This window comes from Microcoleus sp. C2D2, assembly GCF_036702495.1.
Lineage (GTDB): Bacteria > Cyanobacteriota > Cyanobacteriia > Cyanobacteriales > Microcoleaceae > Microcoleus.
Genome location: NZ_JAUBTO010000069.1, coordinates 25,121 through 40,313, shown reverse-complemented (window position 1 = coordinate 40,313; position 15,193 = coordinate 25,121). Strand labels below are relative to the sequence as shown.

Genomic DNA, 15,193 nt, shown 5'->3' with positions numbered 1-15,193 from the left:
CCGTTTTCTCGTCAGTTTTCACTAGACAACGACGTAGCATTCCAGAAATATGTAAATTTTCTCGCATCAATTGCGTCTATATTTCGCTCCACTATTTTGTGGGCCGTTTTCCATTGATGCGCTTGACGCCGATCGCTAATTTTTTGGTGTAATAGTCCTACTTTTTTAGCTGCTTTTTTCCGATTATTACTACCTTTGACTTGGCGACTAACCCGTCTCTGTCTAATTTTTAAGGTGCGTTTAACTTTTTTATTGGTTGAGAATTTGGGATTTTCTATCTGATATCCATCGGAAAGATGAACCAGTTTTGCAATCCCCAAGTCGCATCCAATTACTTTAACCACATCCTCAAGAGCTTTGGCAATGTAATCGGGAACAGACTTGTTCTCGATCCGAATAGACACGTACCAACCATTTTGACGCTTCCTGACAGCACAAGCCTTAATAGTGAAACCATCAGGGATTGAACGTGAGTTATAAAACCGCATCCACCCTAGTTTGGGCAAGTAGATTTTGTTACCTTGTATCTTGACTCCCATCACAAAAGTAAAAGAAGTAAAGTTACTACGGTTTTTGAATTGAGGAAATCCTCTACCTTCAAAGAAGTTTTTGTAGGCAGTATCTAAACGTTTAACGTTCTGCTGTAGAACAGTTGAGTCTATTCCACTATACCAAGGCCTAGATGTTTTTAAATCAGGTAAGGATGTGATTTGAATATCACTAGCACTGCGACGAGGATTCTTGAGTTTACCTTCTTTATCTACCTTGCAATCTTTCCAAGGATTGCCAGTTGCACCATTTTTACTGACGAAGCAGGTTAATGGACAAGCTTCAACCTCATGAATTATCTGACAGTAGTCCCCTTGAAAAAACTGTTGGTTATATTGAATGATTCTGTCGTTCAGACACCAGTTATAGTGACCTCTCAACATATCCACCCAGTTTGACATTTTTAAATCTTGCGTTGGATTTGGACGAAGTTTGTAAACATAGTTTGTCAACAAGATTGACTCACCTCCTATTTGTTGTTAGCCTGGTTTTATCTTAAACTAAAAGTCTACTTAATTGCAGGATTTGTCATACTTCTTTGTATTTAAAAGGTGGAATTTTTTATATCTATACTTGAATTAAAGCCGTCCTATAAGGACGGGGTTTTCAACCCAATTTTCTGATAATTTTAAATTACTCGTTACTAGGCTCCAGCCTAGTAACGCAGATCCGGAGGCTCTGCCTCCATGTTTCCAAGCGAGGCAGATCCGGAGGCTCTGCCTCCATATTTCCAAGCGAGGCAGAGCCTCTAGATTTAGGTTCCCAGGCTCCAGCCTGGAAGTTAATTTTATTATTCTTCAGTCCGCGGAGGCGGACATTGTTTGTATAGTAGCGGTTGAAACCGCCGACTCTTATTGCTCTTATTGCTGCTGTTTTCATTGTTAAAATTCCGATCGCTTAAACAATGAAGCAGGTAGAAAAGCAGTAAAAGTAGAACCGCAATCTAACTGGCTAGTAACTTCAATATCGCCGCCCATCATCTGACAGAAACGCTGGCTGATAGTCAGTCCCAAACCAGTACCGCCGTACTTGCGAGTAGTTGAACTGTCGGCTTGAGTGAAAGGTTGGAACAGCCGCTCTTGCTGTTCTTGTGTCATGCCGATGCCCGTGTCCGTCACTCGGAAAATTAAAAAGTCTGAATCCAAAATTAACATTTGAGCAACTCTCGGTTGATATTTATTTTTTAATTCTTCACTTGTAATTCTTTCAACTGAAAGTACGATCGCCCCATTAGTAGAAAATTTAGCAGCATTGCTGAGCAAATTCAAAATTACCTGCCGCACTTTCATCAAATCCCCGTGCATAGCGCCGACATTGTCAGAACTCAATAGTTGCAAAGTATTGCGGTTTTTATCCATTAGCGGTTTGATGGTTGTTGCCACCTCCTCAATTAAGCCGCCGACATCGAAGCTTTCGAGGTAAATCTCCATCTTGTCTGCTTCAATTTTGGAGATGTCGAGAATGTCGTCTATCAGCCGCAGCAAGTGTTTGCCAGCAGTGCGAATTTTGTCTAAATCCGAGACTACCTCTAAGTTGCCTAACTCTTCGGCATCTTCCACCAGCATATCGCTGTAGCCGATAATCGCGTTCAGGGGAGTGCGCAACTCGTGGCTCATGTTTGCCAGAAAAGCACTCTTGGCGCGGTTGGCGAGTTCTGCGGCTTCTTTGGCCAACTGCCACGCTTCCTCCGCGTCTTTGCGTTCGGTGATATCCCGCAGTGTCGCCACCACCGCTTCGACGCTGCCGTCAGTGGCAAAAAGCGGGCTGAGAATGTACTCGTAGTCGCGGGTTCCCCAGATTGCCGTGGGGACGATTACTTCGCCTTTCTTGGGCTCGGCTGTGGCAAATATGCCGTCGCATTCTTCGTGAACCCGCTGCATAATGTCTGGCGACCAGCCTAATTCCTGCCAGGTTTTGCTAATCATTTCTCTGGAGTCCATGCCGGCAGCTTGAGCGGCGGTGCGACTGACATAAGTGTACCTTCCCGATCGATCTACTAGAAAAATTAGGTCGAGGGAGGCGCCGAGAATGCCGTCAACTGTTCTGGCGTGTCGGGCTACCTGAGCTGTCATTTGTCTGACGGCGATTGCGCCGCGGACTTTGGCGGCGAGTTCAAACTGCAAGAGTTCGTTGGCTTGTTGGAGGAATAGGGTGCGCTGTGCGACTTCTATTTCTAGTTCTGCTTTGGCTTTTTCTAGGGCGATCTCGGCCAGTTTGCGATCGCTCACGTCTGTAGAAATTGTACCGACTGCATAAGCTGTGCCTTCTTCGTTGCAAAGGGGAAATTTGAGAGAAATATAAGTGTGCGCGCCGTCGTCTTGAGGGATGACTTCTTCCATGCTTAGGGGCGAGCAGGCTTCGAGAACTTTCAGGTCATTTTCTCGCAGGACTGCTGCTTTGTCTTGGGGAAAAATATCGCCGTCGGTTTTACCTGTTATTTGCTCTTTTTCCAAGTGGAACAAATTGTCAAAATGGCGGTTTGTGAGCAGGTATTTTCCGTCAACATCTTTGATGTAAATCATTGCTGTTGAGTAGTCTAAAATCGCTTGCAGCAGTGCTTCGCTTTTTTGCAGGGATTTTTGAGTGTTTTGGTGTTTGAGTATTTCTCGCTGCAATTCCATGTTGAGGCGATTTAAGTCTTGCCAAGCTTCCTGCACTTGATTTAAGGCGATCGCGCTTTTTTCTAGTTCTGTATGTACCGTCCCCGACTGCGTTGAGACGCCGTGTGCGGGCAATTCTGGGGGTGGGAAAGTTAGCGGGATTGGGAAATTTGCGATCGCCCGATCGCCCGCAAATTTTTTATATCGAAAATCTACCGCTAATTGACCGTTTAAACTCGATTTTTTTGGGAATAAATCGGGGAATTCGCCTCCATTTAAATTGTCAGAAATTAGATATAACTTCCGGGATCGCTGCTGCGGTTCGGCGGGGGAGTTAGATGGCCAATTACCGTCTGCTGTTGATAAATCTGAGTTTGTGGGTTTGGCAATCCGGCGGGTGACTGCAACTGCCAAGGCGAAGGGGACAACGGCAGCGGCAGACAGTGCCAGCAGCAGCCAGTTGTTGCCCCACCAAGTTTCGATCGAGGTTTTGGGGATGCCCCGCACTAAAATTGCTGCGGGTTTTCCGGCTAAATTGTCCAGGGATTGCGCAGCTACTGCATGAGTTTGACTGCCTGTTTGTACGTCTGCGGCGACTAATTTGCCACCGGCGGCGAGTGCAGATTTCAGCAGCGATTTTTCTGCCAGCAAGTCTGGTAACTGTTGGTTTTTTGTAAATGTTTGCGAACTTGTCAAAACAAAGTTGCCGTCAGCCAGCGGTGCGTAGATAGCACCATATCCGCCGCCCTGTAAATTGAGGGTTTCGCTGCTAGCAACTACCGAGGTTTGGCTGATAATTTTTCCTAACACTAAGGCAGCAATCACTGTCTGATTTTTGGGATCTTTTATGGGAATTGCTGCATAGCGGACGAGAACAGGGCGTGAACCCGATGCGGGCGGCAAAGATGCCAATTGTTCCTGAACTTCTGAGTTGGCAATGATTTCGCTGGCGGTAATTGGCTCTTTTGCAGCGAATACTCGATCGACTATTTTTTGCAGGTTAAAACTTTTTCCCGAATCGTTGGGGTTGACGCTAGCCACAATCTCCCCGTTTTTTACAACTAAGGCAGCACTGTCTATGGACCCTGTTTTGACTTGATTTTCCAGAATTTGCTTGACAGGTTTTTCCAAATCTGATATCTTATTACCGCTGTTGTAATCTAAGACTGTTTGGGCGATCGTTTTGCTGTCAGAGGAGTTTTGCAAAAGCTCGGCGGCGCGATCGAGTTTGAGATTATAGTTAATTTCACTAAGGCCCAGCTCTGATTTAGCTTGATTTTGCAGTTGATTGCTGCCAAGTGCCGATGTTAGCCAAAGTGCTGCTCCCGTTAGTCCGACTGGCAACATTGTTTGTAAAGCCAGGAGTCCGATTAGCTGTTTTCTGGTAATAGATAAGTTGTAGGTGCAGGGCCTGAAAGCTGCTTTCAATCTTCTTTCGGAAGTCACAACTTTAGTTTGCTGCCGACTATTTTGCTGGCTGTCGTTTAACTGAGTATGAGCCATAGTAGTAGATGCTGAATCGGTTGTAGATGATACGCGATAAATTAATCTGGAAGGCAATCAATTTTTGATTTTTGATTTTTGACTTCGGTGTGAGCGCTCAGTCGAACCATTTTAGGTTTTATATCGAGTTCGGTTAATCACTCATCATAAAATGGTTCCCTCTCGCCGGGCCCAACAAAGCAAGAAAATGACTGGGGTATTCTCAAAGAAATCAATTTCTCGCTGTTCTATGAGATTGTCTTATTTAGTTGTTTTTACATCTACTGTCAGCTCCTATTTAAAGTTTGTTGCGAGCATCCCAATGAGTGCTTTCACAGGATTGCGAGCCGGAGAGCACAAAGCGAGATATAGGCTTTGCTGTGCAGGATGCTCGCAATCCTCAAAAACGCTTTTTGCCAAATCGGGATGCTCCGGCAGACAGTCCCCAAGCTAAGTAGTTTTTCCCTCGACTTTATCGTCAATTCAGTTCAACCAAAGTTTAGCCTAATTATTGCAACACTTAGATAGTTATCAGCTTTACAGACAAATATAGACACCTGTCTAGCAAGCCGTTTTGTAAGGAGTAATCCTTACCGGAGGTACTACTACCCCCTCTATCCCCTCTACAAAAGCGTTGGGGAATGCTTTTCGGATGATATTTAACGAACCCTTCACATATGCATTAATCAAAGTCCCGTTTCGGGTCCGAAACAGTCCCCTCTTAATTCCCCTGTCTTGATAATAATCTTGTTTCCATAAAGGTTCGTTATCCAGAAAATAACACTTAGATGTGTACTCTTCTGTTACTAGCACGACATTGATATTGATTCCGAGTAATTGGGCTTTATAAGTCAACATTTCAATAAACTTGGCATGGGGTATTGACACCATGTTTTGATTCGTTTTCTTGCCCAAATTTCTCCCTGTTTGACCGCCGTCATTTTTACCAATCACCAGTGTCTCTATCGAGTTAGCTGCCCGATGATTGATAATGGAGCGACTCGCGCGGTGCAAGTAATTATCTATCTTACAGTTGCGTTTGTGGGTTAACCTCCTTAAACGATGAGATGTCTTGATTTCCGGCTGCCATTTAAATTGCAGACTCGCCTTATTTTTATGATAGTAAAGATTGATTGATTTGAGAGGCTTCCCGTTGATAATTAATGGTTTAAATCCCGGCTGATTCTCCGTCAAAGTGGCAAGATTGTTTAAGCCTATATCAATCCCTGCAATAGTTTCCGTGACCCTCCTATCAAGGGAAACAGGCTTGAAGTAGACAATTTCTATTTTGTAGCGGTAGATCCCAGGGACAATTCGTACTTGACATACTTCTTTAACGTGTGTTGCCAAGACTATCTGCGTTTGAGACAGGTGTATTAAACCTTTTTTCAAGGCAGATTTACTGACTGATTGGGATGTATAGGTGATAACGTTGCGCCCGAGAGTTTTGTGTTTGTACTTGGGAATTCTGGGCGCCGACTTAAATTTATCTGGATGTTGTTTGTATTCTTTTTTGGCTGCAAAAAAAGCTTGCCCGCTCTCATGCAATCTCAACAATACTTGCGGAGAGACTTTGGCGGGTAAAGCTGTATAGTCTGGGGTTCCATGAGATTGCTTTTGGATAGCGTTGTAGTTGAGATATTCTCCGGTTTTAAATAATAAATTTTTACGGATGATATAGTTAGCGTAGTTGAAAAGATTGTTCGAGAGAAAGCATAAGCTTTCTGCCTCTTTAAAAAGAGAGTGGTTTTTGTCAATAATATACTTTTCTACAATGTGCATAAGGGTTTCTGGCTTGGGGATTTGGTTGCCCCGGGAGTTAGAAGAAAGCCAAATAGATGTCTATAGATTACCATGTTTGACGATAAATTGAATGAATTTTTGTAATACGCTCGATCGACCTTTTCCCTGCTTCACCTTGTTTTCAATCCCACAACCGCCTACCTGCTTTACCGCCGAGTCGCTGGTGAGTATCTTTGAGCAAAGTTGGGATGTCTAACTTTTCGGGACACCTGGGCAAACATTCGCCGCAATCGGTGCAGCGGTTGCCTTTGCTACCAGGAAACCAGTGTCCGGCATTTTCAAACATTGCATAGCGGTATTTGCCAAAGTCAATCATGTCGCATCCAACGGCGAGATTGCGAAGCCGCAATACTTCGGGAATGTTGATGTTTTCCGGGCAAGGCAAACAGGCATAGCACTGGCTGCATTTGTCGGTTTTCAAACTGGCTGCAATCACCGATTCTAGCCGATCGAACGCAGCGATTTCTTCCCTAGTGAGGGTCCAGTCGCTATCGGCATATTTCAGAGGTTGCTCTAATTCGGTCGCATTTGCAGCCCCCACACTCAGAGTCCCAATCCTAGTATCGCTGAGTAAAAACCGATAGTTCAACTCTAAAGGCGAGAAAGGCGAGCACAATTGTGCCAGAGTTTCCGGGGGCGTGTAGAGTTGCCCTCCTTTATCGGCTGGGGAAATGATGAAAACGCCCATATCTTTGTGCTTGGCGAGTTCAATTGCCGGGGCGTTGCGCTGAAAAAAATAGTAATAATGCAGATTGACAAATTCAAACAAATCTGTACTGATTGCAGCCAAAATCAGATCCAGAGGCCCGTGAGTCGAAAAGCCGACGTGCCGAATGCGACCATCAGCCAGGGCGCGGCGGACAGCTTCCATGCAGCCTGCGGGCGATCGCACAATCGCCAAATGTTCCCAAGTATTCAAACCGTGAATTGCCAGACAGTCGATATAGTCTAAATTCAGGCGTTTGAGGGATGAGTCGATGTAGCGTTCCATTGCTGCTGCATCCTCCGTTGGGCAAATTTTCGTAGTGACGTGGAAGCGCGATCGATGGACAGACAAACCAGCCGAGAGGGCCGCCCCGAGATATTCCTCGCTGCAACCGTAACCCGCCGCCGTTTCCAGGTGATTGATTCCCTGAGACAGGGCCTGTTGTACAGTCTGACAGGCAGTTTCCTCAGAAGCCAAATAGCGCATGGTTCCCAAGGAAAATACGGACAGGTGCAAGTTAGTTTTGCCAAACCGTCGATAGCGCATAAATGTTAGGACGTTTCGCCCGGGCTAAAGCCGCTTCTCTTGATCAAATCCTCTGGACGGAGGTTTGAGATAAATTCCCGGAAGGCCCGGCGTTCGGCTTCATCAGCATCTCGATCGACCGGTATGGAAGCATCGGCGACGACTTCTTCCATCACCCAGATGGGGCTATTCGTGCGCAGGGCTAGGGCGATCGCGTCGCTAGGTCGGGCATCGATCTCTTTTTTAACTTCTCCTTGACGGACGATCAGCACGGCATAGAACGTGTTATCTTGCAGCGAGTGAATAACTATGCGCTCCAAGGTAAGATTCCAGGCTTCTAAAAAATTGACCATCAAATCGTGAGTTAAAGGTCGAGGAGGCTTGTGACCTTCCAGAGAACTAATAATAGCCTTTGCCTGCTCCTGACCGATATAAATAGGCAAAGCGCGTCGCTCAGTAGCGTCTCTCAATAGGACAATAGGACTGCGCGTGGCTGCATCTAAGGCAATTCCAGCGACTTTCATTTCAATCATTCGATCGGCCTCATAGAATTAAGAAACTGTAAGGCAATAGAGAAGTTGGACATACTTATGACCTAAATCCAGTATGACTCGATCTTCGCCTGAATCTGCAACGAATCGTGGACTGTCGATTGGAGATTGGAGATTTGAGATTTGAGATGGGCTCGGGTCGGGGTCGAGGGGGACGGCAAAAGCTCCTGCGTCTGGTTTGTGCCTGTGGTTTGATGTAAATAAGCGATCGACTACGGAAAAATACTTATGTTTACAGGACTAATTCAATCTCTCGGAAAGCTGAAATCGCTAGGCAACGATTATTTCCAAATTTCCTGCACCTCCACCCACTCCTATCAAATTTTACAAGATTTAGCCATTGGGGACAGCGTAGCCGTGGATGGAGTCTGTTTGACGGTTGTGGAAGTTCTGCCACAAGGTTTTGTCGCCGTAGCTTCCCCAGAAACCCTGCGCCGCACTACTTTGGGTGCATTCCCCGATGCTTGGGTCAACTTAGAAACCTCCCTGCGCGCCGGTAGCAAATTGGGGGGACATTTCGTGACGGGACACGTAGATGCGATCGGTACTTTAGCGACATCAACCCAAACCGCCAACGCTTGGGAGATGCGGTTTACTGCCCCACCATCCGCCAATTCGGGATGGCAGCGCCAAATCGCGCCTTACATCGTTTCCAAGGGCAGCATCGCCGTCAACGGCATCAGCTTAACCGTGGCCGATTGCGATGCTGACGGTAATTGGTTTGAAATTGCCGTAATTCCCCACAGTTTTTCCGAGACAAACCTCAGCCATTTGCAACCAGGAAGTTTAGTTAATTTAGAAGCAGATATTCTCGGTAAATATGTCGCAAAATTTCTGGGCAGCGGCTCAAAATCGCATCCCGAACCTTGGGAAGAAACCCCCGCAATCAACAGTTTGGGAACAATTACACCAGAATTCTTAGCAGAACACGGATTTATTTAATCGAAGGGTGCGCCCCGCACACCTTGCTCATATTTGATATCGATTCCGGTTGCAGCTTCCGTGACTGTTGACTGTTCACTGTGAGTTGTAGTTGTAGGGTGCCCCGTCCGCGAATTATTTTATCAATAATTGACCGCTCAAAGCTAACGCACCTAATATATAGCAATTCTAAATGAGTCGTAAATTTTTTACCCCACCCCAGCCCTCCCCGAACCCGCGGTCCGGGAGTAAGAAATTCACAAATGATTTAGGATTGCTATAGCGGTTCGATCGCGTGGTGAGGTATGGGGGCAAATCCTATGCCCTATGCCCTATGCCCTATGCCCTATGCCCTATGCCCTATGAGTACCTCATGTTACTGAGAAAGGCTATAACTCTTACTTCTCTCTCTGCGTTCTCTGCGTTCTCTGCGGTTCAAAAATCCAACTCTATTCCTCAACAAAATTGTTTTTCTCCCAAAACAACCCCGCAGCAATTCCCACCTGAGAAACTAAAAACAATGCTGCAATTAATAGCTTTTGAAGGCCTGGTGCATGGAACAATGGATAAGTTAGCAAATTGAGATAAAATGACGGATGTTGTAGCTTCCGATTAGCCGCACGTTTCGAGATAATTTGCTGAAACAAAAAAGCACCTCTACCATAATTGAATTGCTGTTGCCAAAATTTGCGTAGAGTTAGTGCGTGGGAGTGATAGACTGTAACTTCGGGAGCGTAGACCGCGCCGTAGCCGGAATTGAGCCAGCGAAAGCAAAATTCCCGGTCTTCTCCAGCCGCTAGAGAAAAAGTCGTGTCAAAGCCGCCGATTTTTTGGAAAGTCTCAGCGTCCAAGGCAAAATTGTTAGAAGTGAAAAATTCCGCGCGATCGCCAATAGCATTATAGTAACTGTAAAGGTAATCGATCAGTTGCTGGCTGGCAGTAGAATAGATGTTATCAGGCAGCGCGTTTACAGTTCGACCTCCGATTAAGCAGTCTGGTGTTTCCACAAATCGATTTTCCAGATTTTGCAGCCAATCTGTCGCCACAGTACAATCATCGTCTGTAAACACTAAAAATTTGCCTTTGGCGGCAAAAGCTCCAGTATTTCGCGCCGTTGCCGGGCCGGAGTTGGGTTGTGTCAGAAGTGTGAGATTTAGCTGATGAAGAAAAGGGGAAATTGTAGTTTCTACAGATATTTCGGTGCTGTCGTTGACGACAATGACTTGAAATTTATCGCGCGGATATTCCAGTGCCACAAAAGACTGGAGACACGCCACTAATTTATCTGGGCGATTGTAAGTCGGAACAATAATTGAAAATAGAGTTTTAGCTTGGTTCATGATTAGGGGTTACGCACTCGCCCACAAAGAAACCGGGTTTTTTAAGCGATATTGAGGGTTCTAAGCAAGTATTTGGGTTAAAAAACCCGGTTTCTGAACACCCGTTCGTAAGTCCTAAGGAATGAGAATTAAATAACTTCCACAAGTTTGTGGGATGGGCGTCCCGCCCGTCCAAAAAGGACGGGCGGGACGCCCATCCCAGAATAACAATTAAAATTGTAAGTTATTTAATTCGCGATCCTAAGTATAACTGATATATTTTAATTTTTCAAGCGATACAACATCGGCTCAGTATTAAAATCTTTTCCGAAAACTGGTTGCAGCGGGCCCTCGGCACTTGTCAGCCAAGATAGAGCTTTTCTGGTAGCTGCGTCTGTCGGAGTCAGCGGTCCGAATCCCACAGTCCTAATTTTGTTTTGCCGGAGGTTGTCAATCCATGCCGAAAGTCGATCGGCTCTAAACGGCACATATAAGACTTGTCTGTCCAAATTTCTCCCGTAAAATAGGTAGCTGCGGAAACTTAAAAAGAAGCCTATTCTTTCATCGGGTACTGTATTTTTATCAATATACTCGTAAATGCCGCGATACAGTTCGGCGCGAGCAATATCTCGCTTTTCCCTCCAATGACCAATTACTATCAATCCTATACAAACACCAATTATCACTATGTAAATCGTTTTTTTTCGGGTGGGAAATAGATGATTCAGCCATCCTAAACCAGGATTGATTTTCAACAATATCGCAGCCAGCGTCATTGACACAAGATAAAATATCGGAGCTCTTAATATATCTTGCCAAATCGGGGCTAATATTGTTGCGATATCATTAATAGCTTCTAATGGGTTAGACTTAAATTTGTCAATCAACAAACTCCCCCAAACAATACTATCTCTGGTGAAAGAAGCATTTTTAATATTATCAAAAATTGTGTTGCTAGTAATTCCGAAAAAAATACTAACCAAAACCACTGCCAGAACAACTTGATTTTGAGTTTTCAAGAGAGTTGCTGTAGCTGCTGCGGCGATGGCGAGTACGCTTAAAAAGGGAAATCCGTATCTGAGGTTAAAACCCAGTAAAGGGCTGAGTAGACCGATCGACTCTCCCGCAGTACCGGACGTGTAAGGTGTAATTAGATACAGAATTCCTGTGCTGGCGAGAAGTACAATTAAAATAATATTATTTTGATTAATTATTCGGGTTTTACCTTCGATCAAAGCCAGAGGCGCTGCCAATACCTGAAGTGCGATCGCCAGAAATGGCAGTTGCAATCTAATGATGATTTGCCAGCCGAGAGTTTGCCAGTGGGAAATATTGCTGGGATTAAATTGAGCTACTAAAGTGCTTTGCCAAGCATTGAAAGACGGCGAAGTGGGCGACGCAGGTAGGGTAGGTGTTGGCTGCTGTACGGGAGGTGTTGGCTGCTGTACGGGAGACGGTAAGGGAACAGGCTGTAAGGGAACTTTAATATCGCTGGCATCGCCGACAGGATAATTGATGTGCAGCAAGTTTCTCGCATACCAAAAACCTCCTAAAAACAAGCAACAAGCTATGCCGCACAGCAAGACTGGTTTGATAAAGTGGCGAATTCTAAAATTAGCTGGTGGGGAATTTTTATTAAGGGCGAATCTTTTAATTTCTAATATTGCTAATCCTACTAAAAGTGAGGCTGCATAGACTATCCCGGTGATTTTTATTCCGGCTAGCATTCCGGCGGCTGCCAAAAATAGGGAGAGTTCGGATTGCGATCTGCTGCTATGATAGGATAAACCTAGATACAAACCCACTGTAAATATTGCAGCTAGCGGTAAGTCGGAGTGAATGGTGTTAACTTGGTTTAGCACCATCGGTACTGTCAATACTAAAGATGCTGCTGCCATACCGTGAATTCGGGTGGCTCCAAATTTTACGCTCAATAGATAAACGGCAATTCCCTCAAGTACCCACGAAATTAGCATGGGAAAAGCTGTGAGAAAATCTTCTCCGAAGGGGAGCAAACACAAAGCAGACAAAACGTGCCAATTGTAGGGATATATTCGTGCTTGCTCGTGCTCGAAAATCCAATTTCCGGCGGCATCTAATAATGTAAATGAATGGGTTTGATACCATCGGGCGATCGCAGGCAGGTGAAACCACAATGAATCATAATTGGTTGTGGGTTTGGTTGCGAGAGTTTCCAGCAGCACAACTCCTGCAACAGCGGTGGCAACAATAATTAGGGATTCTGATTGGCTCAGAGATTGCTTGATTCGGGGAATCGGCAATTGCGAGAAGGTAAAAGCTGTGTGGTTTTTGCCATAAATGACGATTAAGCCGATCGCACAAATCAGAATTTCTACTATAATGACCGCAGAAATATTTAGTCGCTCGGCACTTCCTAAAATCAAGCCGATACAAACTTGTGCAATGCTCCATCCTGTCAGGAGTACGAGGAGAAAATGGGGAAATGAATAGTTCTTGTATTCGTTCTGATTCTCGAAGGCAAGAAACAAGCTTAAGGGAATCGGGCAGACTACAATAATCAGAAATAAAATTAATTCCCACAAATGCTGCGCTATTAGCATAAGCTGCAAGTTACCCATTTTTATTGGTTTTTCGTCGTTCCCAGGCTTTTTCTGGTAAAGAGAAATCCATCGGATCTGATATCAACACATCTTGCACCATGCTCAGCAACAGACTAGGAGTCCCCTTTCTACAAAACATCAATTTTTTTAGGGGTGGGCGAATAGCCCGCCCCTAAAAAAATTAATCTATCCAAGCCGCCATGTTTACCTGCTAGCTTGCTTCTGAGTTTTGGGTTTGGGGGCTTGCTTGTCTTTGGGCCCGGAAGTGTCAGCTTTTAACAGTTCCGGGAATGGCGGCTGGAGGTTGTGAACTTCGATGTCCATTCCCAGCGGCAGAGGTGGAAGCTGGGGCAGATCGTTTTCCAGATCCTTGAGTCCGTTAGCGGTTTGTATTTCCACCATTTTCGGCATTTTCGGTACTTTGGCGGTTTCCAAAGTGCCGACCATTCTTGCCAGAGCGAATTCTAGCTGAGAACCAGGGTCGATCGCCACCCAACCCTGGTCAGTCATTTGCCGAACCTCGAAGTGGAGGTGAGGCCCTGTAGACATTCCCGTACTGCCGACGCGGCCGATGGTCTCTCCCTGTTTCACCCACTCTCCCGGTTTCACAAACAGTTCCGAAAGGTGGCCGTAGAGAGTTTCCTGAGAGTTTTTGTTGTGGTTGAGAACCACCGTCAAACCGTAGCCGCCCAACCAATCGGCAATCGCCACTTGACCTGCATAGGCGGCCAGTACCGGCGTTCCCAGCGGGGCCCCCAAGTCTGTTCCGGTGTGAAACCTGCCGTAGCCCAGAACTGGATGAGTCCGCCATCCAAACGGCGAAGTAATTGCCGTAGCAATAGATAGCGGAAACAGCAGGCTGGTGTTGCCATTTCCGGGCCGGCCTGCGGGACGCGGCGTGAGATTGTAGAAAGCAAAACCTGTATTGCTGCCGCTGCTGACACTAATCGCACCGACTTGAACCGGCCCGAGTCCCATGCTGGGCGCTGGAGGGCCGTCGCTGTAAGATGCAGGTCCGGCATAATATCCAGCGTCTGCGGAGTATCCGGCGTCTGCGGAGTATCCAGCGTCTGCGGAGTATCCGGCGTCTGCGGAGTATCCAGCGTCTGCGGAGTATCCGGCGTCTGCCGAGTAGCGCTCTGGTGCGTAAGCTGATTCCGGCGGGTTTGAACCCCCCCAAACCCGGCGGCCTATTTGTTGAACGGCTTGACCGAGTTTACCGACAGGATTCCCGCTACTATTTCCGGCAACAGTTCCCGGAACATCGCCCGGAAGGCGATCGGGCAGATTTCGAGGAGGAGGGGCTGCAATATAGCCGTCGTCTGCGATCGGAGTTTCCGGGCTGTAGTTGGGCTCTGCTGCATCTGCCGTCACCGGCTCGGAAACAGGAGGAGGCGCGCACAAACCGCCACCTTCTTCGCAGCCGTTCGATCGTTCTGCAAACTCTATGGTTGTTGGCGCTTCGTACTCGCTGGTAGCGCCAACGCTGTAGTCTGTTTGGTCGATTTCAGCGTGGGCTGGGTTAACTGGCGCTTCAAAAGGTGGCTCCTGGGCCGTCGCTTCTGGCAGGGGAATCAGCGCGGGTTCCGGCAGATAATATTGGGTGGGAGGTGGTTCGGTGGCGTACTCCGGCTCGCTGGGCGGTTCGGCATCGAAAGGCTCGGGCGGCGGAACTTCTGCCTGCGGTTCCGGGTCGGGTTCTGGCGACCCTTGGCTGTATTCGGGTTCTGGGGGCGGGAGAGGAGCTTCAAATAATGGCTGGAGGTCTGCTGCGCCGGGGACGGCTTGTTCTGCTGGCGGAGTTTCGGCTTGGGCCCAAACTAAGCCTTGGCTGAGCAGTCCCAGACTGGCAAGGCAACCCAGTCCCACCAGCAGTGAGCGATCGGACAAAAGGCGCGATCGAGTCCGGGCGCCTGTAGGGTTCTTTTTTTGCTGTTTGGTGTTCAAATGGGCTGTTATTTGCTTGTCTGGAACTGGTTTCACGATTTTTTTTCCCAACTCAACAGGGGGTACAAGGAGATCGAAGTCAGGATCGAATGTATTGCAATCCTTGTCTTTATACAGCCCTAAATGATTTTACCGGGCTTGAGGCAATTTTTTTGGCGCATCGAACAAGTAGAATGCCCCTGGGTCGAGTCGCGATGGATACCCTGGT

The 15,193-nt window shown here is 46.6% G+C and carries 9 protein-coding genes; 1 reads left to right on the top strand and 8 read right to left on the bottom strand.

The annotated features are described in order from the left end of the window. Positions 1-11 precede the first annotated feature (11 nt). From QUB61_RS21535 to QUB61_RS21515, 5 genes are all read right to left on the bottom strand, one after another. Positions 12-1,001, bottom strand: coding sequence for a transposase (locus tag QUB61_RS21535; RefSeq protein ID WP_333190106.1), 990 nt, complete (start codon positions 999-1,001; stop codon positions 12-14). Positions 1,002-1,430: 429 nt separating this feature from the next. Next, positions 1,431-4,652, bottom strand: a complete 3,222-nt coding sequence (locus QUB61_RS21530; protein WP_333134259.1) for a PAS domain-containing protein — start codon at positions 4,650-4,652, stop codon at positions 1,431-1,433. Between the two features lie 540 nt (positions 4,653-5,192). Then, a complete protein-coding gene (locus tag QUB61_RS21525; RefSeq protein WP_333134257.1) occupies positions 5,193-6,413 on the bottom strand; it encodes a transposase in 1,221 nt (406 codons plus the stop codon). A 142-nt stretch (positions 6,414-6,555) separates the two neighbouring features. Continuing rightward, positions 6,556-7,686 (bottom strand): aldo/keto reductase, encoded by a 1,131-nt coding sequence (locus tag QUB61_RS21520; protein ID WP_333134255.1) that lies wholly within the window; start codon positions 7,684-7,686, stop codon positions 6,556-6,558. Positions 7,687-7,691: 5 nt separating this feature from the next. Beyond that, entirely contained in the window at positions 7,692-8,198 is a 507-nt protein-coding gene (locus QUB61_RS21515; RefSeq protein ID WP_172185863.1) for a bifunctional nuclease family protein, read from the bottom strand. Between the two features lie 246 nt (positions 8,199-8,444). Here QUB61_RS21515 and ribE point away from each other — a divergent pair, with 246 nt between their 5' ends. Continuing rightward, entirely contained in the window at positions 8,445-9,158 is a 714-nt protein-coding gene (gene ribE / locus QUB61_RS21510) for a riboflavin synthase (protein WP_333134253.1), read from the top strand. A gap of 428 nt (positions 9,159-9,586) precedes the next feature. Here the strand turns inward: ribE and QUB61_RS21505 are convergent, their stop codons facing one another. The 3 genes from QUB61_RS21505 to QUB61_RS21495 form a co-directional block, all read right to left on the bottom strand. Then, positions 9,587-10,477: a glycosyltransferase gene (locus QUB61_RS21505; protein WP_333134251.1), complete on the bottom strand. Its 891-nt coding sequence runs from the start codon at positions 10,475-10,477 to the stop codon at positions 9,587-9,589. A gap of 260 nt (positions 10,478-10,737) precedes the next feature. Continuing rightward, positions 10,738-13,056, bottom strand: coding sequence for a hypothetical protein (locus QUB61_RS21500; RefSeq protein WP_333134249.1), 2,319 nt, complete (start codon positions 13,054-13,056; stop codon positions 10,738-10,740). 186 nt (positions 13,057-13,242) lie between these two features. Next, positions 13,243-15,021 carry a peptidoglycan DD-metalloendopeptidase family protein gene (locus tag QUB61_RS21495; RefSeq protein ID WP_333134247.1) on the bottom strand — a complete coding sequence of 593 codons (1,779 nt, stop codon included), beginning with the start codon at positions 15,019-15,021 and terminating at the stop codon, positions 13,243-13,245. Positions 15,022-15,193: the final 172 nt, after the last annotated feature.

Bases quoted from the DNA above. Each gene is read 5' to 3' on its own strand.
- QUB61_RS21530 (WP_333134259.1), bottom strand. From the start codon at position 4,652: ATGGCTCATACTCAGTTAAACGACAGCCAGCAAAATAGTCGGCAGCAA.
- QUB61_RS21525 (WP_333134257.1), bottom strand. From the start codon at position 6,413: ATGCACATTGTAGAAAAGTATATTATTGACAAAAACCACTCTCTTTTT.
- QUB61_RS21520 (WP_333134255.1), bottom strand. From the start codon at position 7,686: ATGCGCTATCGACGGTTTGGCAAAACTAACTTGCACCTGTCCGTATTT.
- QUB61_RS21515 (WP_172185863.1), bottom strand. From the start codon at position 8,198: ATGATTGAAATGAAAGTCGCTGGAATTGCCTTAGATGCAGCCACGCGC.
- ribE (WP_333134253.1), top strand. From the start codon at position 8,445: ATGTTTACAGGACTAATTCAATCTCTCGGAAAGCTGAAATCGCTAGGC.
- QUB61_RS21505 (WP_333134251.1), bottom strand. From the start codon at position 10,477: ATGAACCAAGCTAAAACTCTATTTTCAATTATTGTTCCGACTTACAAT.
- QUB61_RS21500 (WP_333134249.1), bottom strand. From the start codon at position 13,056: ATGGGTAACTTGCAGCTTATGCTAATAGCGCAGCATTTGTGGGAATTA.